Source organism: Erwinia sp. E602 (genome assembly GCF_018141005.1).
Lineage (GTDB): Bacteria > Pseudomonadota > Gammaproteobacteria > Enterobacterales > Enterobacteriaceae > Erwinia.
Genome location: NZ_CP046582.1, coordinates 2,634,889 through 2,660,149 on the forward strand (window position 1 = coordinate 2,634,889; position 25,261 = coordinate 2,660,149).

The following is a 25,261-nucleotide window of genomic DNA, read 5'->3' on the forward strand; positions in this document are numbered from 1 at the left end:
GGGTTATTTCACTATCCGCCAGATCAGATTACTGGTGCCCAGGCTCTGCTCATCGCGCACGCACTGCAGCAGTACCCCTTCCGTCTTCAGCACCGCACCTTCGCTGTAGCTGCGGTTCTCATAAATGCAGCAGCGCTGGCAGGGGGCCGCGCTGTCGCCGCCGCGGTTAAATACCTCCGGCGGCACGTCAACCACCACCGCACCGCCCTGCTGGCCGTTATGGCCGCTGCTGATATAGCTCTGCTGCGCCTGGGCCGCTGCCGTCAGCGTCGCCAGCAATAATACCGCGTTCACTACACCTTTCATGTCGGGCTCCTCTTCGCTGTGGTCGCTTTACGGCGGGGTTTTTTCGCGGCGGCGGCAGGTGCCGGCAGTCCACGGAAGGCGTGCGCGGCGGGCTGCCGTTTGGCCTGGCCAATCAGGTTATGCAGCGTCTCAACCAGCGGATGCATAAAGTCCTGATAGCGGCACTGCTTCTCGCTGATTTTGGTCAGCGTTGACTCCCACTGAGCGGTCATATCCGGCCGGGCCGCCATCTCCGGCAGCGAGTGGATCAGCGCCCGTCCCGCCGGGCTGGAGTGGATGTAGCGCCCCTGCTTAAACAGGAAGGTGCGGCGGAACAGCAGCTCAATGATACCGGCGCGGGTGGCCTCGGTGCCGAGGCCGTCGGTGGCGCGTAGCACCTTTTTCAGCTCTTTATCCTGTACAAAGCGGGCGATGCCGGTCATCGCCGACAGCAGCGTGGCGTCGGTAAACGGCCGCGGCGGCTGGGTCTGTTTCTCCAGCACCTCGCCGCGCTCGCACAGCAGCTGGTCGCCCTTCGCCACCACCGGCAGCGGCGTGCCGTCGTTCTCCTCGTCGCGCTCTTTGCTGCCCAGCAGCGCGCGCCAGCCCGCTTCGGCCAGGAAGCGCGCTTTTGCCACGAACTTGCCGCCGGCGATCTCCAGCTCGATCACGCACTTGCGGAACACCGCGTCCGGGCAGAACTGCATCAGGTACTGCACGGCGATCAGCCGGTAGATCTGCTGCTCGTTCTCGTTCAGGTTGCAGCGGCTGCTGCGCGCGGTGGGAATAATCGCGTGGTGGGCATCGACCTTGCCGTCATCCCAGCAGCGGTTGCGGCGATCGCTGTCGAAATCGGCCGGCGGCGTCAGCTGCGGCTGATGCACGCTGATGGCGTTCAGCACCGCGTGGCGGCCGGCAAAATGCTCGTCCGGCAGGTAACGGCTGTCCGAACGCGGGTAGGTAATCAGCTTGTGGGTTTCATAAAGCCGCTGGCAGGTATCCAGTACCGTCTGCGCGCTCAGGCCGAAGCGTTTGCCCGCTTCGATCTGCAGCGCGGAGAGGGAGAACGGCAGCGGCGCGGTGTCGTTTTCGCGTTTGTCGTTATAGCTGGTGACGTTGGCGGGCTGGCCACCGATGCGTGCCACCACGTGATCGGCGAGATCGCGGCGCAGCAAGCGCCCCTCTTCATCCTGGTAAGGCTCACAGGCGTCGCTCGGCTGCCACAGCGCCACAAAACGCTCATCCTGCGGCGTGACGATATGCGCTTTGACCTCGAAGTAGTCGCGCGGGATAAAGTTTTCAATCTCTTCATCACGACGCACCACCAGCCCGAGCACCGGCGTCTGCACCCGACCGACCGACAGCACGCCGTCGTAGCCGGCGTTGCGCCCGAGCAGCGTGTAGGCGCGGGTCATATTGATGCCGTACAGCCAGTCGGCGCGCGCGCGGGCCAGCGCCGAGACGCACAACGGGATAAATTCGCGGTTTTCGCGCAGGCGGCCGATAGCACGCTCTACCGCCTGCGGGTTAAGGTCGTTGATCAGGCAGCGCTGCACGCGGCTGCGCTTCTCCGCCGGCAGCGTCAGGTAGTCGAGCACCTCATCCACCAGCAGCTGGCCTTCACGGTCCGGGTCACCGGCGTGCACCACCTCGCTGGCCTCCGCCAGCAGCTTTTTAATTACCCCCAGCTGCTTCGCCACCGACGGACGCGGCTTCAGCTGCCACTTCTCGGGCACGATCGGCAGGTCGGCGAGCGACCAGCGGGCAAAGCGGCTGTCGTAGTTGTCAGGCTGCGCCTGTTCTAACAGGTGGCCGACGCACCAGGTAACCACCTGGTCGTTGCCACAGGCAATATAACCGTCACCGCGCCGGTGGGGTTTGGGCAGCACGTCCGCGATGGCACGGGCCAGGCTCGGTTTTTCGGCAATAAACAGACGCATTCAGCTTGCCACTCAGAAATAGCGGACAAACGGCGCGCTGTCGGCCGGCAGCACGGTGGTGGACGACTTCAGTTGCGGGGTGCCGAGATAGAGGAAACCGACGATGGCATCCTCATCGCGGCAGCCGAACGCCTCACGTACCGCCTGATTTTCCGTCCAGGCCCCGCTGCGCCAGATGCCGTTAAAGCCCTGGGCCACGGCGGCCATCTGCATCGCCATCACCGCACAGCCGGCAGAGACCAGCTGCTCCCAGCGCGGCACCTTCGGATGGTCGTCGCAGTGCGCCACCACGGTAATGATCATCGGCGCGCGGAACGGGGCCTGCTGCGCTTTCTCAATCGCCTTATCGTCCTGGCCGCCGTCGCGGGCCACCTGCTCCAGTAGGGCGCTGAAGCGCTCGCGGCCGTCGTTTTCAACGATGATAAAGCGCCACGGCTGCAGCGCGCCGTGGTCCGGGGCGCGCATGCCCGCGCGCAGAATGTTGTCCAGCGCCTCACCTGCCGGTGCCGGCGCCGCTAACCGTGATGCCGAACGGCGATTAACCAGTAATTCCAGAGCGTCCATCACTTTCTCCTGACTTGGGAAACGTTGCGCTGAAACTAGCACAGGATGATGATTTGTTACAGCTTTGCGCTTTTTAATGCTGACAATTCCGCCCCTGCTAATTAGGATGTCTGCATTACTGCCCGCTCTGCGACCTGCGTCCCCTGATGCAGGCGCGGCCGGGTATTCATGGCGACGATGGAGAGCGTATGCGCGTGTTGTGGCGAGTTGTCACTGGCATTTTTAAATGGAGCTGGCGGGTACTGAATTTTATCCGCGAGTTTATCCTCAATCTGTTTCTGATCCTGCTGATCCTGGTCGGTGCCGGGATCTGGGTCCAGCTGCACGGCAGCGACGCGCCGTCAGATGTGCAGAAAGGCGCGCTGACTGTCGATCTGACCGGGGTGGTGGTTGACGACCCGTCGGTCAGCAATAAGTTAAGCAAAATTGGCCGCCAGCTTCTGGGTGCAGGCAGCGACCGCCTGCAGGAGAACTCGCTGTTTGACGTGGTGGATGCGATTCGTCAGGCGAAAAGTGACGATAAGATAACCGGCATGGTGCTGGATCTGCGCAACTTTGCCGGCGCTGATCAGCCTTCGCTGCAGTACATCGGTAAGGCGCTGCGCGAGTTCCGCGACGCGGGCAAGCCGATCTACGCCACCGGGGAGAGCTACAGCCAGGCGCAGTATTATCTCGCCAGCTTCGCGAATAAGATCTATCTGTCGCCGCAGGGCGGCGTCGACCTGCACGGCTTCGCCACCAACAGTCTCTACTACAAAACGCTGCTGGATAAGCTGAAGGTCAGCTCACACGTGTTCCGCGTCGGCACCTACAAATCGGCGGTGGAGCCGTTCCTGCGTGACGATATGTCACCGGCGGCACGCGATGCGGACAGCCGCTGGGTCGGCGAACTGTGGCAGAACTACCTGAACCAGCTGGCCGCTAACCGTCAGCTGACCGCACAACAGGTGTTCCCGGGCGCGCAGGGGGTTCTCGACAACCTGCAGAAGCTGGGCGGCGATACCGCTCAGTATGCCAAAGAGAACAAGCTGGTCGACGAACTGGCCGGGCCGGCCGCCACCGAACAGCAGCTTGTGAAGGCCTTCGGCTGGGATAAAGACGCGAAGTCTTACGCCGGCACCAGCATTTACAACTATCCGCTGAAACCCACCGCGACGGCCGACAAAAAAGGCAATATTGCGGTGATCGTGGCCAGCGGCGCGATCATGGACGGTGAAGAGACACCGGGCAGCGTCGGGGGCGACACCACCGCGGCGGAAATCCGCGAAGCGCGTCTGGATAAAGAGATTAAGGCGATCGTCCTCCGGGTCAACAGCCCCGGCGGCAGCGTGACCGCGTCGGAAACCATCCGTGAAGAGCTGGCGGCGGCGAAAGCGGCCGGTAAGCCGGTGGTGGTGTCGATGGGCGGCCTGGCGGCCTCAGGCGGCTACTGGATCTCAACGCCGGCTAACTACATTATCGCCAGTCCGAACACCCTGACCGGTTCGATCGGCATCTTCGGGGTGATAAACACCGTGGAGAACTCGCTGGACAGCATCGGCGTGCATACCGACGGCGTGGCCACCTCTCCGCTGGCGGACATCGCCACCACCAAGGCCCTGCCGCCGGAAGTGCAGCAGATGATGCAGCTGAGCATTGAGTACGGCTATAAGAACTTCCTCGGCCTGGTGGCGGACTCGCGTCATAAAACTCCGGAGCAGATTGATGCGATTGCGCAGGGGCACGTGTGGACCGGTAGCGATGCCAAAGCCAACGGTCTGGTGGACGCGTTGGGCGACTTCGACGACGCGGTGGCTAAGGCCGCCGAGCTGGCGAAAATCAGCCAACCGGAGCTGAACTGGTATCAGGATCAGCCGGGGATGATCGACCTGCTGTTCAGCCAGATGGACGCCTCAGCAAAGGCCGTTCTGCCCGCCGCGCTGCAGGCGTGGCTGCCGGCCCCGCTGTATGACGTGATGGCGTCGATGAAGAAGCAACCCGGCCTGCTGGGCAGCCTCAACGACCCGCAGAACCGCTATGCGTACTGTCTGACCTGTGGTGATGTGAAGTAACTCACTATTCCGCCCGGCAACGCGTTGCCGGGCTGTTTTTCCCCGCCAATCCCCTTATACTGCGCGTTTTCGCCAAGCCTGAGTTTTTATCCATGCAAAAAAAATCGATTTATGTCGCCTATACCGGCGGAACCATCGGCATGCAGCGTTCCGAACAGGGTTTTATCCCGGTTTCCGGCCACCTGCAGCAGCAGGTGGCGAACATGCCGGAGTTCCACCGCCCGGAGATGCCGGACTTTACCATCCATGAGTATCAACCGCTGATCGACTCATCAGATATGACGCCGCAGGACTGGCAATCGATTGCGGATGATATCCGCGACAACTACGACCGCTATGATGGCTTTGTGATCCTGCACGGCACCGACACCATGGCCTTCACCGCGTCTGCCCTCTCCTTTATGCTGGAGAACCTGGCTAAACCGGTTATTGTGACCGGGTCACAAATACCGCTGGAGCAGCTGCGCTCCGACGGTCAGCAGAACCTGCTGAACTCGCTGTTCGTGGCCGCCAACTACCCGATTAACGAAGTGACCCTGTTCTTTAATAACACCCTGTACCGTGGAAACCGCACCACCAAAGCGCACGCAGATGGCTTCAACGCCTTTGACTCCCCGAACCTGGAGCCGCTGCTGGAAGCCGGCATCCACATTCGCCGCCTGAACACCCCGCCGGCACCGGCCGGCCAGGGCGAGCTGATCGTGCATCCTATCACCCCACAGCCGATCGGCGTGGTAACCATTTATCCGGGGATTTCTGCCGAGGTGGTACGTAACTTCCTGCAGCAGCCGGTGAAGGCGCTGATCCTGCGCTCCTACGGCGTCGGTAACGCGCCGCAGAACAAAGAGTTTCTGCAGGAACTGCGGGACGCGTCGGCGCGCGGGATTGTGGTGGTCAACCTGACGCAGTGCATGTCCGGTAAGGTGAATATGGGCGGTTATGCCACCGGCAACGCGCTGGCGCACGCCGGGGTGATCAGCGGGGCCGATCTGACCGTCGAAGCCACGCTGACCAAACTGCACTGGCTGCTGAGCCAGGACCTGAGCAGTGATGAGATCCGCAGGCTGATGCAAACCAACCTGCGCGGTGAGCTGACGGCGGACTAAATTCACCGTCGGCGGGCAGCCAACCTGTTCAGCAATCTGCTGAACAGGTTTAGCGCTTTTCGGGTAAAATTATTCCTTCAGGAATAGATTCTGGAATAATTACTGCAGGCGGATGCGGGTGACGTCTGGATCGCTGATACCGAACTCTTCTTTCAGCTGTTTTTTGCTCTTCATCACCATCTCACCGCCCTTCGCCACGCTCATATGCTGGGGGTTATCATTGTGTTGCGCCTGCCACAACAGCACCAGCTGCAGGCTGTTCTCCTTCTGCTCCGGCGTCAGCGCCACGCCGTCGGCCCATTTGCCGGTTTCCACCGCCGTGGCCAGCCGCTGATAGACCTCTTCGGTCATGCCGGCAATCATCTCGTTAAGTTCCATTGCTGCTCCGTTACCCCTGGGTGGTGTTGCCTTCATCATCGGTAAAACTCAGCGAAGCGGAGTTGACGCAGTAACGTTCGCCGGTCGGCTGCGGTCCGTCCGGGAACACGTGCCCCAGGTGCGAATCGCAGCTGCCGCAGCGGATCTCAACGCGCTGCATGCCGTGCGTATCGTCTTCCAGATAGCGAATGGCGTCGTCGCTACAGGGCTGATAGAAGCTCGGCCAGCCGCAGCCTGAATCATATTTGGTGGTCGAATAGAACAGCGGTGCCTTGCAGATCAGGCAGTGGTAAAGGCCTTCGCTTTTATTGTGCAGCAGTTTACCGGAGTATGGCGGTTCGGTGCCGTGCTGCTGGGTCACGTAGCGCTGCATCTCGGTCAGTTCGTTTTCGGGTGAATGAGGGGAAGTGTTATCGGCCATGGTCTGCTCTCTGGCTAGGTTATTCTGTCAATCTGAACCCTGATTCTAACAAAGACATAACAACATCAGGTGAATTTTTCTTGCAGCCCGTGAGCGGAAAACGCTTCTTCCGAAGAAGTGTGAGCCAGATCACCCTTTGACGAAAGAGTTGCTTTCTTTCCGGGAAAAAGCCCCAATATGTAGCACTGGCACGCGCCAGAGGAACGCACATTTTTTGAATTATTCCTGTCTCAAGGTTTGACCTGTCGCAACAATTGACACGATTCCGCTTGACGCCTGGCGCGGTTTTTGTAATTTTACTGCCAACCTTTTATTCACTATCAACAAGCTGGTGGAATATATGACTATCAAAGTAGGTATCAATGGTTTTGGCCGTATCGGCCGCATCGTTTTCCGTGCTGCTCAGGAACGTTCTGATGTAGAAATCGTTGCCATCAACGATCTGCTCGACGCCGAGTACATGGCTTACATGCTGAAATATGACTCCACTCACGGCCGCTTCAAGGGCACCGTGGAAGTCAAAGACGGCCATCTGGTTGTTAACGGCAAAACCATCCGTGTTACCGCTGAGCGCGATCCAGCTAACCTGAAGTGGAACGAAGCGGGCGTTGACGTGGTTGCTGAAGCCACCGGTATCTTCCTGACCGACGACACCGCGCGTAAACACATCGAAGCTGGCGCCAAGAAAGTCGTTCTGACTGGCCCGTCTAAAGATGACACCCCAATGTTCGTTATGGGCGTTAACCACGCGTCATACGCCGGCCAGGATATCGTGTCAAACGCGTCCTGTACCACCAACTGCCTGGCACCGCTGGCTAAAGTCATCAACGACAAGTTCGGCATCGTTGAAGCGCTGATGACCACCGTACACGCCACCACCGCGACTCAGAAAACCGTTGATGGCCCGTCTCACAAAGACTGGCGCGGCGGCCGCGGCGCATCTCAGAACATCATCCCTTCTTCTACCGGTGCAGCTAAAGCGGTAGGTAAAGTGATCCCTGAGCTGAACGGCAAACTGACCGGTATGGCGTTCCGCGTTCCAACCCCTAACGTTTCTGTGGTTGACCTGACCGCGCGTCTGGCTAAGCCTGCGACCTACAAAGAAATTTGTGCCGCGATCAAAGACGCTGCTGAAGGCGAAATGAAAGGCGTGCTGGGCTACACTGAAGACGAAGTGGTTTCTACCGATTTCAACGGTGAAACGCTGACCTCTATCTTCGATGCGAAAGCCGGTATTGCACTGAGCGACACTTTCGTTAAGCTGGTTTCCTGGTACGATAACGAAACCGGTTACTCCAACAAGGTCCTGGACCTGGTTGCTCACATCGCTAAAAAATAAGCGACGTGAACTAAATCTGAGGGCGACTACGGTCGCCCTTTTTTTTTGCTTAACGTCTGAGGATCATCATGAACGAATCCCTTTTTTCACTGCCGGTCATCAATCAGATTAGCCCTTACCTTTCCCAGCGCCAGCTCGGCGAACTGCCGGTGGTGGTGGTCACCCATCCGAAGGTGCGCGCCGCCGTCACCCTACAGGGCGCGCACCTGGTCGCCTGGCAACCCTCCGGCGAACGGCCGGTTATCTGGCTGAGTGAGAAGACCCCGCTGACCGCGGGCAAGGCAATTCGCGGTGGCGTGCCGATCTGCTGGCCATGGTTTGGCCCGGCAGGCGAGCCGGCGCACGGCTTTGCGCGTAATCTGCCCTGGACGCTCTCCGCCCATGATGAAAACGACGAATGTGTGATGCTGACGTTCAGCCTGGAAAGCAGCGAGCAGACCAAAAAGCTGTGGCCGCATGACTTTACGCTGCTGGCCCGCTTCCGCCTCGGCGAGCACTGCGAAATTGAACTGGAAGCCCACGGTGACTACCAGGCGACGGCCGCCCTGCACAGCTACTTTGCGGTGGCCGACATCGCCGGCGTCACCGTTAGCGGGCTGGGGCCGGACTATCTGGACAAGGTTAACAACGGCGCGGCGGGCACCGCGACGGACGGCCGTCAGACCTATCCGGGCCGCATTGACCGTGTCTTCACCGCCCCGGCGGACTGCAGCATCATTGACGATGCGCGCGGTGAACGCGTTGTCGAGGTTTATCATCACTATCAAAGTGACGTTGTCACCTGGAACCCCGGCCCGGAACTCTCCTGCAGCATGGGGGATATGGCGAACGAAGGGTATAAAACCATGGTCTGCGTGGAGACCGCGCGCATCTCTGAGCCGCTGCAGAGCGCCGGTGAACAACCCGCCAGGCTGGCGACGACCTTCCGCCTGCGTAAACGTACGGCGGTACAGGGCTAATCGGATGGCTGCACAGCCTCAGATGGCCGTGCACTGAGCCTGGGGTTACGGGTCAGCGTTGAAACGCTGGCCTGTTGAAAAGCCTGTCCTGCGGCAGCAAAAAAAACAGGGCGCATTAAGCGCCCTGTTTCATGTTGACACGATCTCTCGCCGTATCAGAAGGTGTAGCTGATCCCTGTCCACAGCAGCATCTGGGAACTCTTATCAACCATCGGGCTGTCTTTAATCTCATCGCCCAGGCGCATGTAGCGGCCGGAGACGGTGGCGTTCCAGTGCTCGCTGATGCTCCATGCGCCGGTCAGCTCCAGATAGGGGCTCCAGCTGTCATCGGCCTCATAGCGGTTCAGGCCACTACGCTGAGATTCGCCAGACGAGACGCCGTAGTAGTAATCGTTCTGATTTGAACTGTTCCACAGCGCACCGATGCCCGGCGTCAGGCTGAACTGACCGAACTCAAAGCGGTACAGGTAGGTCAAGTCCCAGATGATCCCGTTGCTGTTGTCCAGCATATCGCCGACCAGCGTGGTGCGCACGATACCCCAGTCCGCGCTGTGCCGATAAGCCAGCCCGCCCATCAGCGTCCAGCGGCGCTTGTTCAGCTCGCGCATGTCGCCATCGTCAACGTCGTTCGGGTCGAAGTTCTGCGGCGAACCCAGCACAGTCAGCGACAGCTGATTAGTCGGATCTTTCCACAGGTAGTAGCCCGCCTGCAGGCTCTTAAGATAGAAGCTGTCACCGTCGTAGTTGATGACCGGGACCGGATAGTAACGGTCCTGGCCGCTTTTGTACGGGCTTTCGCTGTACAGCAGCGAAGCGCCAAGGGTTAACGGGGCAGCGTGCACGAAAGAGGACGCCAGGCAGAGCGAAACGGAGGCGCTCAGAACAGAGAGTTTTAAGGTGCTCACAGGTTTTTCAATCCCTAAAAAAAAAAGACAGGATATTTTAGCCACAAATACCGCGTCAGTAATAAATTTACATCAAATACAGCACTTATAATCAATTAAGTACGCTAATGTACTGACGGGAAAATTTCCCAGGTGATAATTACCACCGCCTGCCCTCAGCACGGGTTAGCAGCTCCGTTAAGCTATGGAATGCGTTAGGTTCTGCGTCATTTTGTGATCGCCCACGGCATACAAGAATTTACTAACAATTGCCCTCGTCGTTATATTCGAATCTTTAAAGGCTGACACCGCCACATTCGCCATTCATCCACTGAACAGACGGCCTTTGGCAGCATTTTATGCTAATTCTCGCACAAAATGTGAGCTCCATTCAGATTATGCGTTGCCCGTTAATACTTGATCTTTCGAGGATACACGCTCATAACAATAAGGACCCAGACGCATTTTTGACCTTGATTCGATTGGTTGGCATAACTGAGAAATACAGTTTGACCCTTGTGTTCCCAATGATTCTAACAGGACGGGCATCTCTATGAATATATTCGATCACTATCGTCAGCGCTACGAAGCTGCCAAGGACGAAGAGTTCACACTGCAGGAATATCTTACCATTTGCCGGCAAGATCGCAGTGCTTACGCCAATGCGGCGGAACGACTGTTAATGGCGATTGGTGAGCCAGTGATGGTCGATACTGCCCAGGAGCCGCGTCTTTCCCGTCTGTTTTCCAACCGCGTGATTGCGCGTTATCCGGCGTTTGAAGAGTTCTACGGCATGGAAGAGGCAATTGAACAGATCGTCTCCTACCTCAAACATGCTGCCCAGGGCCTGGAAGAGAAAAAACAGATCCTCTATCTGCTTGGCCCGGTCGGCGGCGGTAAATCCTCGCTGGCAGAACGCCTGAAGTCGCTGATGCAGCGCGTGCCGATCTACGTGCTGAGCGCCGACGGCGAACGAAGCCCGGTTAACGACCATCCTCTGTGCCTGTTTAATCCGCAGGAGGATGCGCAGATTCTGGAAAAAGAGTACAGCGTTCCGCGCCGTTACCTCGGCACCATCATGTCACCGTGGGCCGCTAAACGCCTGCACGACTTCGGCGGCGATATTACCCGCTTCAAAGTAGTGAAGGTCTGGCCGTCAATTCTGGAACAGCTGGCGATTGCCAAAACCGAACCGGGCGATGAAAACAATCAGGATATCTCCGCACTGGTGGGTAAAGTTGACATCCGCAAGCTGGAGAACCACGCGCAGAACGATCCGGACGCCTACGGCTATTCCGGCGCGCTGTGCCGGGCTAACCAGGGGATTATGGAGTTCGTCGAGATGTTTAAAGCGCCGATCAAGGTGCTGCATCCGCTGCTGACCGCCACTCAGGAAGGCAACTATAACGGTACCGAGGGCATCTCCGCCCTGCCGTTTAACGGTATTATCCTTGCGCACTCCAACGAATCGGAGTGGGTGACCTTCCGCAACAACAAGAATAACGAAGCCTTCCTCGACCGCGTCTATATCGTCAAGGTGCCTTACTGCCTGCGCGTGTCTGAAGAGATGAAAATTTACGAGAAGCTGCTGGTCAACAGCGAGCTGACCCATGCACCCTGCGCGCCCGGCACGCTGGAAACGCTGGCCCGCTTCTCAATCCTTTCACGTCTGAAAGAGCCTGAGAACTCCAGCACCTACTCGAAAATGCGCGTGTACGACGGCGAAAGCCTGAAGGATACCGATCCGAAGGCCAAGTCATATCAGGAGTATCGCGATTACGCCGGCGTGGATGAAGGGATGAACGGCTTATCCACCCGTTTTGCCTTTAAAATCCTCTCGCGGGTGTTTAACTTCGATCACGCGGAAGTGGCGGCCAACCCGGTGCATCTGTTCTACGTGCTGGAGCAGCAGATCGACCGCGAGCAGTTCCCGCAGGATCAGGCGGAGAAGTATCTGGAACACCTGAAGGGCTACCTGATTCCGAAGTACGCCGAGTTTATCGGCAAGGAGATCCAGACCGCCTACCTGGAGTCGTATTCCGAGTACGGCCAGAACATCTTCGACCGTTACGTCAGCTATGCCGACTTCTGGATCCAGGATCAGGAGTACCGCGACCCGGATACCGGCCAGCTGTTTGACCGCGAAGCGCTGAACGCCGAGCTGGAGAAAATTGAGAAGCCGGCCGGGATCAGTAACCCGAAAGACTTCCGTAATGAGATCGTTAACTTTGTGCTGCGCGCCCGGGCGCACAACAGCGGCCGCAATCCAAACTGGACCAGCTACGAAAAACTGCGCACCGTGATCGAGAAGAAGATGTTTTCCAATACCGAGGAGCTGCTGCCGGTGATCTCGTTTAATGCGAAAACCTCGACCGACGAGCAGAAAAAGCACGATGACTTTGTCGACCGCATGATGGAGAAAGGCTATACGCGTAAACAGGTGCGCCTGCTGTGCGAATGGTATCTGCGGGTAAGAAAATCATCGTAACCGGCGCTATCCTGCACAGGATATGCCTGACAACGGGCCGGGGGTTCACCTCCGGCCCGAGCTGCAACGGTGTTTGGGGGAGCTATGGCCTACTTTATCGACAGGCGACTGAACGGCAAAAACAAAAGCGCGGTTAACCGCCAGCGTTTTTTGCGCCGCTACAAGTCGCAAATTAAACAGTCAATCGCCGGGGCCATTAACAAGCGTTCGGTTACCGACGTTGAGAGCGGCGAGTCCGTCTCGATCCCGATTGAAGACATCAACGAACCGATTTTTCACCAGGGGCGCGGCGGGGAGCGTTACCGCGTGCACCCCGGCAACGACCATTTCGTGCAGAACGATCGCGTAGAGCGGCCACAGGGCGGCGGCGGTGGCGGCGGTGGCGGTCAGGGCCAGGCCGGCAAGGACGGCGAAGGTCAGGATGAATTTGTCTTCCAGATCTCCAAAGATGAGTACCTCGACCTGCTGTTCGAGGACCTGGCGCTGCCGAACCTGAAGCGCAACCAGCATCGTCAGCTTAACGAGTACAAAACCCACCGCGCGGGGTATACCGCCAACGGCGTACCGGCGAATATCAGCGTGGTGCGCTCGCTGCAGAACTCGCTGGCACGGCGTACGGCAATGACCGCCGGCAAGCGACGTCTGCTGCAGGAGCTGGAAGCCGAACTGCAGCTGGCGGAAAACAGCGAGCCGGCGCAGCTGCTGGAAGAGGAGCGGCTGCGCCAGGAGATTGCGGAACTGCGTGCCCGCATTCAGCGGGTGCCGTTTATCGATACCTTTGACCTGCGCTACCGCAACTATGAGAAGCGCCCGGAGCCGTCCAGCCGCGCGGTGATGTTCTGCCTGATGGACGTGTCCGGCTCGATGGATCAGGCCACCAAGGATATGGCCAAACGTTTTTATATCCTGCTCTATCTGTTCCTGAGCCGCACCTACAAGAACGTCGACGTGGTCTATATTCGCCACCATACGCAGGCGAAAGAGGTTGATGAACAGGAGTTTTTCTATTCACAGGAAACCGGAGGCACCATCGTTTCCAGCGCGCTGAAGCTGATGGCGGAGGTGGTAAAAGAGCGCTACGACCCGGCGCAGTGGAATATCTACGCCGCACAGGCCTCTGACGGCGATAACTGGGCGGATGATTCGCCGCTCTGTCATCAGATACTGGCGAAAGAGATCCTACCGGTGGTGCGTTACTACAGCTATATCGAAATTACCCGACGTGCGCACCAGACCCTGTGGCGCGAGTATGAACATCTGCAGTCAACCTTCGATAATTTTGCCATTCAGCATATACGTGAGCCGGAGGATATCTATCCGGTGTTCCGTGAACTGTTCCGCAAACAGGTGGAAGAGAGCTATTAACCTCCTGCCCTACCGGCGGCTCTCCGCCGCCGGTCCTGTCAGCAATCCGCTGAAAAAAAAGCAAACTTATCCCCTCAGCGGCCGTTTAGCGTGCTTTTTTTAGGTTACCCTGTTGCAGAGTGCCGTTCTCTGCGCTGATTGGGGTAGACTGGCGTTCAGTTTTTGACTTTTTACCCGCACTTAAAACACACTGTTAAAAAATCATATCACTGCCAGGAGTAGCCCCGATTGGAAGCCAGCGCGATTTACAGTTTATTTATCATTGGTTCAGTGCTGGTTGCCGCAAGCATTCTGCTCAGTTCTTTTTCATCCCGCCTCGGCATTCCGATTCTGGTGATCTTCCTTGCGCTGGGCATGCTGGCCGGCGTCGATGGCATCGGCGGCATCGTTTTTGATAACTATCCGGCCGCCTATCTGATCAGTAACCTGGCGCTGGCGGTGATCCTGCTGGACGGCGGCATGCGCACCCAAGCCAGTTCGTTTCGCGTCGCGCTGGGGCCGGCGCTGTCGCTGGCCACCGTCGGCGTGCTGATCACCGCCGGGCTGACCGGGCTGGCGGCGGCCTGGCTGTTTGACCTGAACCTGATCAACGGCTTCCTGGTCGGGGCAATTATCGGCTCTACCGACGCCGCGGCGGTGTTCTCCCTGCTCGGCGGTAAAGGCCTTAACGAGCGCGTCAGCGCCACGCTGGAGATTGAGTCCGGCAGCAATGACCCGATGGCGGTGTTTCTGACCATCACGCTGATTGAGATGATCCAGCAGGGGCAGACCGGACTGAGCTGGATGTTTGTCGTGCACCTGGTCCAGCAGTTTGGCCTCGGCATCGTGCTGGGCATGGGCGGCGGCTGGGGCATTCAGCAGCTGATTAACCGTATTCCTCTCGCCAGCGGCCTCTATCCGCTGCTGGCGGTCAGCGGTGGCATCCTGGTGTTCGCCCTGACCACGGTGATGGAGGGCAGCGGCATTCTGGCGGTTTACCTGTGCGGCTTTGTGCTGGGCAACCGGCCGATCCGCAACCGCCACGGCATTCTGCAGACCTTTGACGGCATGGCCTGGCTGAGCCAGATCGGCATGTTCCTGGTGCTCGGACTGCTGGTCAATCCGGCCGATCTGTGGAGTATCGCCCTGCCGGCGATGCTGCTGTCGCTGTGGCTGATTCTGGTCGCCCGCCCGCTGTCAATTCTGGTCGGCCTGCTGCCGTTCCGCGGCTTCAATATCCGCGAACGCTTCTTTATCAGCTGGGTGGGGCTGCGCGGCGCGGTACCGATTATCCTGGCGGTATTCCCGATGATGGCCGGCCTGCCGCACGCCTCGCTGTTCTTTAATATCGCCTTCTTCGTGGTGCTGGTGTCGCTGATGGTTCAGGGCACCTCGCTCGGCTACGCCGCGCGTAAGGCGCGGGTGATCGTACCGCCGACCGCCTCGCCGATCTCACGCGTCGGGCTGGATATCCACCCGGAGAACCCGTGGGAGCAGTTCGTCTACCAGCTGGGTGCCGATAAGTGGTGCGTCGGTGCCGCGCTGCGCGATCTGAAAATGCCGCGCGAAACGCGCATTGCCGCGCTGTTCCGCGACAACCAGCTGCTGCACCCGACCGGTAACACCCGCCTGCGCGAGGGCGACGTGCTCTGCGTGATTGGCCGCGAACGCGACCTGCCGGACCTCGGTAAGCTGTTCAGCGAGTCGCCGCCGCTGGCGATGGACCAGCGCTTCTTCGGCGACTTTATTCTGCAGGCCACCGCGCGTTTGCATGATATCTCCGAAATTTACGGCATCGATCTGGATGAAGAGACCGATACCCAGCAGACGCTGGGGCAGCTGGTGCTGGAGATGATCGGCGGCGCACCGGTGGTCGGGGACCAGGTAGAGTGGAAAAACATGGTCTGGACCGTGGCAGAGAAAGCGGACAATGAAATCATTAAGATTGGCGTTCGGGTGCAGGAAGATCGGGATTAATCCTGGCTAATTGCCGCCCCTGTGCGGCAATTAGCCACTATGCTTACTGCTGATGTTGTTTAACTGAGGAGTAAAGCATGGGAAATATCGTCAAAATTGGTCGCTATGACGTGGTCGACGCCGAGCTGGACGGGCAGCATTTCAGCACCGTCAGCATCCCCTGCCACACCAATCCGGGGCTGTGCGTGCAGCTGGACGGCTGGGACGCGCAGACCAGCGTACCGGCGATCGTCGATGGCAAATCCGTCGATCTGGCGCTGGGCCATTACGATACATCGTCCGACCGCTGGATCCTCAATAAACCCGCCTGAAGCCGGCTGATTACCGTTTAACGCCATGAACGGTAATCAGCCCGCCCGTAACGCAGTCAGGGTTACCCTGACTTATTTTCACTTTTTGCTTTTCTTTTCCTGCGCTTAAAACTACCCTGTGCGGCTCGCTTCAAAATGGACACCTGCCTGTTATGCAAAAATTCACGCTGCTGCTGCTCAGCCTGGTGCTGCTTGCACCGCTGGGCATCGATCTCTATCTGCCCACCCTGCCGGAGATCGCCGCCGGGCTGAACACCCCGGTCAGCCTGATCCAGACCACCATCCCGCTGTTTCTGCTGGTGATGGGGCTGGGGCAGATCGTTGCCGGCCCGCTGGTGGATAATCTCGGACGTAAACCGATCGCCCTGATCGGCCTGCTGCTCTACGTCGGCGGCAGCATCCTCGCCGCCACCGCCACCGCCTGGCCGCAGTTCCTCGGCGCGCGCATTATCCAGGGCTGCGCCGTATGCTGTACCGCCGTGGTGGCCTTCAGCGGCGTCCGCGACCGCCTGGACGGTGACGACGCGGCGCGCGCCTACGGTTTTCTCAACGGCGCGCTGAATATCGTGCCGGCGCTGGCCCCGCTGCTTGGCGGTATCCTCGCGGAAGCCTTTGGCTGGCGTGCGAACTTCTGGTTCCTCACCGCCTACGCGGTGGCGATCGGCGTGCTGGTAGTGTTTTTCCTGCCCGAAACCCGCCCGGCCAACACGCAGAAGGTCAGCGGCCTGCCGCTGGGGCAGTACCTGGCGATCCTGCGCCAGCGGCGCTTCCTTGCCTTCGCCTTTGCTAACGCCGGCGCGCTGGGTATGGTGCTGACCTACGTCTCGCTGGCGCCGCACGTGCTGATGACCGAAGGCCGGCTCAGCCCGCTGGCGTTCTCCATCGCCTTCGGCGCCAACGGCTTCTGGATTATGGCCGTCAGCGTGGTGGTCAATAAGGTGATCCGCAAGCTGGGGCGGCCGGTGTGCCTGGCCATCGGCGCGCTGGCGATGCTGCTGGGGTGCGCGATGCTGATCGGCGGCATGCTGCTGTTCTCGGCAAGCCTGCAGAACCACTGGGCGCTGTATATGCTGCCGGTGGCGGTGTCGGTAGCCGGTCTGGCCTTTACCGTCGGCCCGGCTACCAGCTACGCGCTGGAGCCTTACCAGCAGCAGGCCGGTGTGGCCTCGGCGCTGGCCGGGTTTATTCAGATGGCAGGGGGATCGTCGGCGGGTCTGCTGGTGATGGCGCTGCCGCTGGCGGAGAAGAACGCGCTGGCGCTGATGATGCTGCTGGGCGCGCTGCTGGCGTTTTTCGCCTGGCGCACCAGCAAATCAGCGCGCGGTACGATTACCGCGCTCTGATCGTTACTTTACGATAACCGGTACCCGTGGGGCCAGCGCGCACATCAGCTCGTAGCCCACGGTACCGGACGCCGCAGCCACGTCGTCTATCTTCACGTTATTGCCCCACAGCTCAACCTGGCTGCCGATACCCGCCTGCGGGCACGGCGTCAGGTCGACAGTGATCATATCCATCGACACCCGCCCGACGACCTGCGTCATCACACCCTCCACGCACACCGGCGTGCCGGTCGGCGACAGGCGCGGATAGCCATCGGCATAGCCGCATGCCACCACGCCGATGCGCTGGGCAGAGGCCGCGCGGTAGTGGCCGCCGTAGCCGACCGCGTCGCCTGCGTTCAGCTGCTGCACGCCGATAATCTCGCTGCTTAAGGTCATCACCGGCTGCAGCCCGCTGTCGGCGATGTCCTGCCACTGACCGCTGGGTGACGCGCCGTAAAGGATAATGCCGGGGCGCACCCAGTCATGATGGGTGTGTGGGTGCCACAGCGTGGCTGCCGAGTTGGCCAGCGAGCGCGGGCACTGTAATCCTTCCGCCGCCTGCGCAATGCGCTTTAGCGGCTCAACGATGCCCTCTGCGGTTTCGGCGGCGGCGAAATGTGCCATCAGCGTCATCTCACCGACGTTGTCCAGCGCGCGCAGCTGCTGCCACGCCTGATGCACCTGCTCAGGCGGGAAGCCAAGGCGGTTCATGCCGCTGTTTACCTTCAGGTAGATATCAATCGGCGCGCTGAGCCGGGCCTCGGCCAGCGCCGCAATCTGCCACGCGCTGTGCACGCTGGTGGTCAGCCGGTAGCGATCCAGTAGCGCCAGATCCTGTGAATGGAAGAACCCCTCCAGCAGCAGGATCGGTTTTTGCCACCCCAGCTCGCGCAGCAGCACCGCCTCTTCCAGGTTCAGCAGGGCGAAGCCGTCGGTCTCCTGCAGGCTCTGCCAGACGCGTTCGATACCGTGACCGTAAGCGTTGGCCTTCACCACCGACCACAGGCGCGAACCCGCGGCCGCGCGGCGGGCGACCGCCAGGTTATGCCGCAACGCGGCGCTGTCAATCGTTGCGACAATCGGGCGTGACATAGTAACTCCTTGTACCAGCAATACGATAAGTTAACGCACAGGCGCGCTGTGCAGGGGGCGAACGGCCGGGGTATAGCCGGGCAGATAGCGCATCACCGACAGGTCGTCGGCGGCAATATCCGGTGTTTTACCGGAGATCAGGTCCGCCAGCAGCTGGCCGGATCCGCAGGCCATCGTCCAGCCCAGAGTACCATGACCGGTATTAAGGAACAGGTTTTTCAATGGGGTACGACCGACAATCGGCGTACCATCCGGCGTCATCGGGCGCAGCCCGCTCCAGAACGTAGCCTGTTCAATATGCCCGCCCTGCGGATAGAGATCGCGCACCACCATCTCCAGCGTGGCGCGGCGTGCCGGCAGCAGCTGGCTGTTAAACCCGACGATTTCGGCCATGCCGCCGACGCGGATGCGGTTATCAAAACGGGTAATCGCCACTTTATAGGTTTCATCCAGCACCGTAGAGACCGGCGCGGCCTGCTCATCGCGGATTGGAATGGTCAGCGAGTAGCCCTTCAGCGGATAGACCGGCACCTTCACCAGATTGTCCAGCAGCCCGGTGGAAAACGACCCCAGCGCCACCACGTAGCTGTCGGCGGTGATAATCTCATCGCCGCACTTCACCCCGCGGATCTGATTGCCCTCCTGCAGCAGCGCGTCGATGCTCAGGTTATAACGGAAGGTGACGCCGGCCTCCGCCGCCATCGCCGCCAGCCGTTGGGTGAACAGCTGGCAGTCCCCTGTTTCATCGTTGGGCAGGCGCAGACCGCCGGTCAGCTTGTGCGCGGTCGCCGCCAGCGCCGGCTCGACGCTGGCCAGCCCGGCGGCCTCCAGCAGCTGATAAGGCACCCCCGCCTCTTTCAGCACCGCAATATCCTTGCTGGCGCTAAGGAACTGCTGCTCGGTGCGGAACAGCTGCAGGGTGCCGCCCTGGCGGCCTTCATAGGCGATTCCGGTCTGCTCGCGCAACGTTTTCAGGCAGTCACGACTGTACTCAGCGATACGAACCATACGGGCTTTGTTCTGCTGATAGTGGCGCATATCGCAGTTGCGCAGCATCTGCCACATCCACTGCAGCTGGAAGCGGCTGCCGTCGAGGCGGATCGCCAGCGGCGCGTGGCGCTGGAACATCCACTTCACCGCTTTCAGCGGCACGCCGGGCGCGGCCCAGGGGGCGGCATAGCCGGGAGAGATCTGTCCGGCGTTGCCCGCGCTGGTTTCCAGCGCCGCACCCGACTGGCGATCGATAACCGTGACCTGGTGGCCGGCCTGGGCCAGATACCAGGCGCTGGCCACGCCAACCACTCCACTCCCAAGGATGACAATACGCATAGCGACTCCGCATAACAGGTTGAAAGGGTATTTCACTGCAACCTGGCCTGATTGGCGGTGTAAAACACCAATGACCACCCACAGACCACCGCAGTAAATTTCACATATTTTTCACAGTTTCAGTGAAAAAAAACAAGATACCCTACACAATTAAGTCAAAAATCCTGCTTTACCGGCCTTATTAGCATCAGAAAGCCATTTTCAGGACAAAAAAACCCAATTTCAGCAGAAAGTTATTGCTCCATAGTTTGCGCTTATATACAGAACTTTATTCTGAAAATGACCACCAAAATCAGCTTTCACATTATGTTGCAGTCTTTTTTATAACGACTCTGTATTTTCTGCCAAATATTTCATTTGTTTTCAGCACAGGGATAAGAGACAGTGAACTATCATTGAGAAGACTGGCTTTAATTCCAGACCCGCCACGCGTGTTTTCACGCCAGCGCGTTGCCATGAAAACGGACGTTTTGCCGCTACGTGAAGTACCGCAGATACCGGTTTTATAAAAAGGGGTGCGCTATGACCATGATCTTTGACCAGCCAACCACGACCCGCCAACGCCTCAGTGACGGTCCCGACTGGACCTTCGACCTGCTGGACGTCTATTTGAAAGAGATCGACCGGGTAGCGAAATCTTACCGCCTGGACACCTACCCCCATCAGATTGAGGTGATCACCTCCGAGCAGATGATGGATGCCTACTCGAGCGTCGGCATGCCGATCAACTACGCCCACTGGTCGTTTGGTAAAAAGTTTATCGAAACCGAACAGCGTTATAAGCACGGGCAACAGGGGCTGGCCTATGAGATCGTCATCAACTCTAACCCCTGCATCGCCTACCTGATGGAAGAGAACACCATCACCATGCAGGCGCTGGTGATGGCGCACGCCTGTTATGGCCATAACTCCTTCTTCAAAAATAACTATCTGTTCCGCAGCTGGACGGACGCCAGCTCGATCGTCGATTATCTGATTTTTGCCCGTAACTACATCAGCGAATGTGAGGAGCGCTACGGCCAGGAACAGGTGGAACGCCTGCTGGACTCCTGCCACGCGCTGATGAACTACGGCGTCGACCGTTATAAACGCCCGCAAAAAATCTCCCTGCAGGAGGAGAAAGCGCGGCAGAAAAGCCGTGAGGAGTATCTGCAGAGCCAGGTGAATATGCTGTGGCGCACCCTGCCGCGGCGCGAGCGCGAAGAGGCACAGTTTGCTGCCGCGCGCTATCCGGCCGAGCCGCAGGAAAACCTGCTGTACTTTATGGAGAAAAACGCCCCGCTGCTCGAACCCTGGCAGCGTGAGTGCCTGCGCATCGTCAGAAAGGTCAGCCAGTATTTTTACCCGCAGAAGCAGACCCAGGTGATGAACGAAGGCTGGGCCACCTTCTGGCACTACACTATCCTCAACCATCTCTATGACGAGGGCAAAGTGTCCGAACGCTTTATGCTGGAGTTTCTGCACAGCCACACCAACGTGGTGTTTCAGCCGCCGTATAACAGCCAGTGGTATAACGGCATTAACCCCTACGCGCTCGGCTTTGCCATGTTCCAGGATATTAAGCGCATCTGTCAGGAGCCTACCGAGGAGGACCGTTACTGGTTCCCGGACATTGCCGGTAAGGACTGGCTGGAGACGCTGCACTTTGCGATGCGTGAGTTTAAGGATGAGAGCTTTATCAGCCAGTTCCTGTCGCCGAAGGTGATGCGCGACCTGCGCCTGTTTACGGTGATGGACGATGACCGCAATAACTACCTGGAGATCGCGGCGATCCACGACGAGGCCGGCTACCGCGCCATCCGCCAGCAGCTGTCGGCGCAGTACAATCTGAGCAATCTGGAGCCGAATATTCAGGTATGGGACGTCGATCTGCGCGGCGATCGTTCGCTGACGCTGCGCTACGTGCCGCACAACCGCGCGCCGCTGGACAAAAGCCGCCGTGAAGTGTTGAAACACGTCCACCGCCTGTGGGGGTTTGACGTGCACCTGGAGCAGCAGAATGAAGATGGCGGTACCGAACTGCTGGACCGCTGCCCGCCGCGGCCGGGTGTCCCGCTGTAACGCAGCCGGCATGAAAAAAGCCGGTCAGCTTACGCTGACCGGCTTTTTACTGGGCGTTCCGCTTAACGGCGCGGCGGCGGCAGATCGGTCGGCATGTTGACCTGCATGGCGTGCCAGATCTCACCGCTGCGGCGGCCGTAGTCACGCACGCTGTCCACCACCTGTTCATAGTCACCGCTCTGGCAGTAGCCGAGCAGCTGCTGATAGAAATCTCGCGCCAGCTGCCGGGCTTCCGGATTGGAGAAGTAGTGGCGCCCGACGCGGGTATACAACCCCTTCAGTCCGTTGAGGATTAGCCCGTAAATAGGGTTGCCTGACGCGAAGGCCAGCCCACGGAAGATGTTGTAATCAAGTTCGGTGTAGGCTTCGGCGTGATCGTCCGCCAGCGCTGCCGTCTCCAGCACCTCACGCGCTTTATCCGGGTGGTTGTGAATCGCACGACGGATAAAGATCGACGAAATATTGGTGCGAACGGAGAGCAGGTTGTCAATTAACTGCGGCACGCTGTCGTGGTCAAGCCGCGCCAGAGTTTCCAGAATATTCAGGCCGGAGGTTTCCCAGAAGTTGTTCACTTTGGTTGGTTTGCCGTGCTGAATTGTCAGCCAGCCGTCACGCGCCAGGCGCTGCAGCACTTCACGCAGCGTGGTACGTGTTACCCCAATCAGCTCAGAGAGTTCGCGTTCGGCGGGAAGAATAGAACCTGGCGGGAAACGACTGTTCCAGATACTTTCAATAATGTACTCTTCAGCGAAACCCGCAGGGCTCTGCGCCTTAATAACCATAGCGTTTTGTTTCCGGCTACAAAATTTCAGCTCATCATAGCAGACCCCCCCTGCAACACCTAGTTAGCCACTACGTAAAAAGGCGATCCCCTGCAAAAAAAAGCAACGCGGTTTCACCTGTTTACCGCCCAAACGGGTCCGGTCAGCGGGGTCGCCAGCGGCTGAACCGCCCACGTGCGCTGCCGGCAACGCTTTTTCAAACCGAAGTTTAATTCAGGTCATCCTGATGCTTAAAATTTAGGGTGCCGAGGCTCTCATCGCCGGCGTTTTGGTTTACACTGCCGGTTCAACGCTTACTACATGGACAGACTTATGTTGAGATATTTGAATCGCTGCTCGTACGGCCGGGGCGCCTGGCTGTTGATGGCGTTTACGGCTTTTTTACTTGAAATGGTTGCGCTGTACTTTCAACACGTGATGGGGCTAAAGCCGTGCGTTATGTGTATTTATGAGCGCTGCGCGCTGTTTGGCGTGATGGGTGCCGGCATCGTCGGGGCCGTTGCGCCAAAAACGCCGCTGCGCTGGGTAGCGATTGCGGTCTGGCTGTACAGTGCCTGGGAAGGGGTGCGTCTCTCCTGGGAACATACCATGATTCAGCTTCACCCTTCTCCGTTTGTCACCTGTGATTTTGCCGCGCGCTTCCCGTCCTGGCTGCCGCTGGACAAGTGGCTGCCGTCGGTGTTTGTTGCCAGCGGCGACTGTGCAGAAAAAGGCTGGACCTTCCTGACGCTGAGCATGCCGCAGTGGATGGTGGGCATTTTTGCCGCCTACCTGCTGGCCGGCGTGCTGGTGCTGATTGCCCAGGCCTTCCGGCCGAAACGCCGCGATCTGTTTAACCGCTAATACCGTCTGAGCCAGTGCGCTGGCTCAGATCTTCCTGACTTATTTGCCGTACCAGCGCGGGCGGTTAATGATGTGCTCTTCCCAGTCCACCACTTCGCTCTCATGCACCGCAATATGGCGCACCGAAATGCGCGCCGCATGCATCGCCGCGCGCGAACCGTGGCGCAGCGGGTGCCACGCCGGCAGCGTCTTGCCCTCTGCCAGCACACGATAGGCGCAGCTGGGCGGCAGCCAGGCGAAGGTCGGCAGATTATCCCGCGTCAGCTTGATACAGTCCTCTTCCAGCTCAAAACGCCGCTCGTAGTTACGGCACTGGCAGGTTTTGATATTGAGCTGGTTACAGGCGACGTTGGTGAAATAGATTTCATCGGTGTCCGCATCCTGCAGCTTGTTCAGGCAGCACTGGCCACAGCCGTCACATAAGGACTCCCACTCGTCGTCGCTCATTTGTTCCAGCGTTTTACGCTGCCAGAAAGGGGTATCAGTCATGTTGGGATCCGCTTAAGTGTAAAAAACCCGACTCTTATAGAGGGTTTGGCAGCCGGATGCAAGGGCGGGGTTTCAGGCTGCCACGAGGGGGCAGCCCGTGGCAGGGTTACAGTACGCGGGTGGAGAGGCTGCGCCCGCCCAGCGAAACCTCCAGACGGTCACCGGACACCATCGGCCCAACGCCCTCCGGCGTGCCGGTCAGGATTACGTCCCCGGCGCGCAGGGTAAAGAACTGACTCATATAGGCAATCAGCGGCAGGATACGGTGGATCATATCCGCGGTGCTGCCCTGCTGACGGAGCTCGCCGTTGACGACCAGCTGCAGTTCGACGTTCTGCGGGTCATGGTCAAATTCAGCGACGGGGATAAAACCGGAGATCGGGCAGGAGTTGTCAAAGGCCTTGGCTTTTTCCCACGGCTGGCCGGCTTTTTTACACCCCGCCTGCACGTCACGCAGCGTCAGATCCAGCGCCACGCCGTAACCGGCAATCGCCTGCGCCACGTGTGCTTCCGTCGCCTGCTTCAGCGTTGCGCCGATCAGCACCGCCAGCTCGACTTCATGGTGCACCGCACCGAGGTTAGCCGGAATCGACAGCGGCTGTTTGATGTCGCACAGCGCCGTTTCCGGCTTGATAAACAGCACCGGCTCGGTCGGGGTGACGCTGCCCATCTCTTTAATGTGTCTGGCATAGTTGCTTCCGACGCAGACCACCTTGCTCACCGGATAATCCAACAACGCGCCCTGCCAGTTGTGATGCTGATACATACTGTTCCCCTGCATGATGCGCGAGCGGTCAGCCTTGGCGACGACCATCGCGCGTTAAGTGTGCGGCCGCACCGGCGATGTGCCGATACCCTGAACAAAATAATAAGCCCGATTGCCCGGTGCCGGGCGACAGAAATTGTTTTAAAGCGTAAATGAGCAGCGGACAGCAGGCTGCAAATGAACGTTATTTAACGCCATCCTCATTTTTCAGATGGATCTTAAGCAGGCTTTCAATCGGCGGTGGGATTTGTAAATAAAAACCCTCATCGCGTAATGCGGTTTTAACCTTATCAATATCTGCGCTAACCAGCTTGCGGCTGCCGTCCAGCGGCAACAGCATCGCCAGCTGCGGCTTACCGAACCCCTGCATCAGCGCCTCAGGCACCCGCGAGAAATCGTCCTTTTTTTCGACATAAAGATAAGTCTGGTCGCGCTTTGGACTTCTGTAGATCACACAAAACATATTTTTTACTCGAATTAACCTGGAAGGTGACTTGCCTGAATATTACAGTAACTATAACATGCTT

23 protein-coding genes are annotated in these 25,261 nt (G+C 58.9%); 11 read left to right on the forward strand and 12 right to left on the reverse strand.

Features of this window, described 5'->3' with window-relative positions; all coding sequences use genetic code 11:
* Positions 1-3 precede the first annotated feature (3 nt).
* From GKQ23_RS13430 to GKQ23_RS13440, 3 genes are read right to left on the reverse strand one after another with little or no spacing between them, the layout of a single operon-like run.
* On the reverse strand, positions 4-306 hold the full coding sequence (locus tag GKQ23_RS13430; RefSeq protein WP_056242129.1) for a DUF1496 domain-containing protein: 303 nt from the start codon (positions 304-306) through the stop codon (positions 4-6).
* On the reverse strand, positions 303-2,225 hold the full coding sequence (locus GKQ23_RS13435) for a DNA topoisomerase III (RefSeq protein WP_056242125.1): 1,923 nt from the start codon (positions 2,223-2,225) through the stop codon (positions 303-305). Before GKQ23_RS13435 ends, GKQ23_RS13430 begins: the two co-directional genes overlap by 4 nt.
* A 12-nt stretch (positions 2,226-2,237) precedes the next feature.
* Positions 2,238-2,789, reverse strand: a complete 552-nt coding sequence (locus GKQ23_RS13440; RefSeq protein WP_212408501.1) for an NAD(P)H nitroreductase — start codon at positions 2,787-2,789, stop codon at positions 2,238-2,240.
* Between the two features lie 188 nt (positions 2,790-2,977).
* Here GKQ23_RS13440 and sppA point away from each other — a divergent pair, with 188 nt between their 5' ends.
* A complete protein-coding gene (gene sppA / locus GKQ23_RS13445) occupies positions 2,978-4,840 on the forward strand; it encodes a signal peptide peptidase SppA (protein WP_056242119.1) in 1,863 nt (620 codons plus the stop codon).
* A 92-nt stretch (positions 4,841-4,932) separates the two neighbouring features.
* Entirely contained in the window at positions 4,933-5,946 is a 1,014-nt protein-coding gene (gene ansA / locus GKQ23_RS13450; RefSeq protein ID WP_212408502.1) for an asparaginase, read from the forward strand.
* Positions 5,947-6,045: 99 nt separating this feature from the next.
* On the opposite strand, the gene GKQ23_RS13455 is transcribed toward ansA, so the two are convergent.
* Positions 6,046-6,324, reverse strand: coding sequence for a YeaC family protein (locus tag GKQ23_RS13455; protein WP_056242114.1), 279 nt, complete (start codon positions 6,322-6,324; stop codon positions 6,046-6,048).
* A 10-nt stretch (positions 6,325-6,334) separates the two neighbouring features.
* Positions 6,335-6,745 (reverse strand): peptide-methionine (R)-S-oxide reductase MsrB, encoded by a 411-nt coding sequence (gene msrB / locus GKQ23_RS13460; RefSeq protein WP_056242111.1) that lies wholly within the window; start codon positions 6,743-6,745, stop codon positions 6,335-6,337.
* 340 nt (positions 6,746-7,085) lie between these two features.
* On the opposite strand from msrB, the gene gapA reads away from it, so the two are divergent.
* Positions 7,086-8,084, forward strand: coding sequence for a glyceraldehyde-3-phosphate dehydrogenase (gene gapA / locus GKQ23_RS13465; RefSeq protein ID WP_056242109.1), 999 nt, complete (start codon positions 7,086-7,088; stop codon positions 8,082-8,084).
* Between the two features lie 68 nt (positions 8,085-8,152).
* Positions 8,153-9,043: a D-hexose-6-phosphate mutarotase gene (locus GKQ23_RS13470; RefSeq protein WP_056242105.1), complete on the forward strand. Its 891-nt coding sequence runs from the start codon at positions 8,153-8,155 to the stop codon at positions 9,041-9,043.
* Between the two features lie 155 nt (positions 9,044-9,198).
* On the opposite strand, the gene GKQ23_RS13475 is transcribed toward GKQ23_RS13470, so the two are convergent.
* Positions 9,199-9,924: a MipA/OmpV family protein gene (locus tag GKQ23_RS13475; protein WP_249168528.1), complete on the reverse strand. Its 726-nt coding sequence runs from the start codon at positions 9,922-9,924 to the stop codon at positions 9,199-9,201.
* A 556-nt stretch (positions 9,925-10,480) separates the two neighbouring features.
* On the opposite strand from GKQ23_RS13475, the gene yeaG reads away from it, so the two are divergent.
* The 5 genes from yeaG to GKQ23_RS13500 all read left to right on the forward strand — a co-directional run bounded on the left by yeaG (position 10,481) and on the right by GKQ23_RS13500 (position 17,390).
* Positions 10,481-12,415 (forward strand): protein kinase YeaG, encoded by a 1,935-nt coding sequence (gene yeaG, locus GKQ23_RS13480; protein WP_056242098.1) that lies wholly within the window; start codon positions 10,481-10,483, stop codon positions 12,413-12,415.
* An 84-nt stretch (positions 12,416-12,499) separates the two neighbouring features.
* On the forward strand, positions 12,500-13,780 hold the full coding sequence (locus tag GKQ23_RS13485; RefSeq protein ID WP_212408503.1) for a YeaH/YhbH family protein: 1,281 nt from the start codon (positions 12,500-12,502) through the stop codon (positions 13,778-13,780).
* Positions 13,781-14,008: 228 nt separating this feature from the next.
* Entirely contained in the window at positions 14,009-15,736 is a 1,728-nt protein-coding gene (locus tag GKQ23_RS13490; RefSeq protein ID WP_212408504.1) for a potassium/proton antiporter, read from the forward strand.
* Positions 15,737-15,813: 77 nt separating this feature from the next.
* Positions 15,814-16,047, forward strand: a complete 234-nt coding sequence (locus GKQ23_RS13495) for a DUF1480 family protein (protein ID WP_212408505.1) — start codon at positions 15,814-15,816, stop codon at positions 16,045-16,047.
* A 152-nt stretch (positions 16,048-16,199) separates the two neighbouring features.
* Positions 16,200-17,390 (forward strand): multidrug effflux MFS transporter, encoded by a 1,191-nt coding sequence (locus GKQ23_RS13500; RefSeq protein WP_212408506.1) that lies wholly within the window; start codon positions 16,200-16,202, stop codon positions 17,388-17,390.
* Between the two features lie 3 nt (positions 17,391-17,393).
* Here GKQ23_RS13500 and dadX read toward each other — a convergent pair whose 3' ends face one another.
* Both dadX and GKQ23_RS13510 read right to left on the reverse strand, forming a co-directional pair.
* Complete coding sequence (gene dadX, locus GKQ23_RS13505; protein ID WP_212408507.1) at positions 17,394-18,464, reverse strand: catabolic alanine racemase DadX; 1,071 nt, start codon at positions 18,462-18,464, stop codon at positions 17,394-17,396.
* Positions 18,465-18,494: 30 nt separating this feature from the next.
* Positions 18,495-19,793 carry a D-amino acid dehydrogenase gene (locus GKQ23_RS13510; RefSeq protein WP_101505731.1) on the reverse strand — a complete coding sequence of 433 codons (1,299 nt, stop codon included), beginning with the start codon at positions 19,791-19,793 and terminating at the stop codon, positions 18,495-18,497.
* Positions 19,794-20,315: 522 nt separating this feature from the next.
* Here GKQ23_RS13510 and GKQ23_RS13515 point away from each other — a divergent pair.
* On the forward strand, positions 20,316-21,854 hold the full coding sequence (locus GKQ23_RS13515) for a SpoVR family protein (RefSeq protein ID WP_056242077.1): 1,539 nt from the start codon (positions 20,316-20,318) through the stop codon (positions 21,852-21,854).
* A gap of 62 nt (positions 21,855-21,916) precedes the next feature.
* On the opposite strand, the gene fadR is transcribed toward GKQ23_RS13515, so the two are convergent.
* Complete coding sequence (fadR, locus tag GKQ23_RS13520; protein ID WP_056242074.1) at positions 21,917-22,636, reverse strand: fatty acid metabolism transcriptional regulator FadR; 720 nt, start codon at positions 22,634-22,636, stop codon at positions 21,917-21,919.
* A gap of 312 nt (positions 22,637-22,948) precedes the next feature.
* Here fadR and dsbB point away from each other — a divergent pair, with 312 nt between their 5' ends.
* Complete coding sequence (gene dsbB, locus GKQ23_RS13525) at positions 22,949-23,479, forward strand: disulfide bond formation protein DsbB (RefSeq protein ID WP_212408508.1); 531 nt, start codon at positions 22,949-22,951, stop codon at positions 23,477-23,479.
* Positions 23,480-23,518: 39 nt separating this feature from the next.
* On the opposite strand, the gene GKQ23_RS13530 is transcribed toward dsbB, so the two are convergent.
* The 3 genes from GKQ23_RS13530 to GKQ23_RS13540 all read right to left on the reverse strand — a co-directional run bounded on the left by GKQ23_RS13530 (position 23,519) and on the right by GKQ23_RS13540 (position 25,197).
* On the reverse strand, positions 23,519-23,968 hold the full coding sequence (locus tag GKQ23_RS13530) for a YcgN family cysteine cluster protein (protein ID WP_101505729.1): 450 nt from the start codon (positions 23,966-23,968) through the stop codon (positions 23,519-23,521).
* A gap of 106 nt (positions 23,969-24,074) precedes the next feature.
* The gene (locus GKQ23_RS13535; protein ID WP_212408509.1) at positions 24,075-24,734 is read right to left on the reverse strand and encodes a fumarylacetoacetate hydrolase family protein; all 660 of its coding nucleotides are present in this window, start codon (positions 24,732-24,734) and stop codon (positions 24,075-24,077) included.
* Between the two features lie 184 nt (positions 24,735-24,918).
* Complete coding sequence (locus GKQ23_RS13540) at positions 24,919-25,197, reverse strand: YcgL domain-containing protein (protein WP_212408510.1); 279 nt, start codon at positions 25,195-25,197, stop codon at positions 24,919-24,921.
* Between the last annotated feature and the right edge of the window lie 64 nt (positions 25,198-25,261).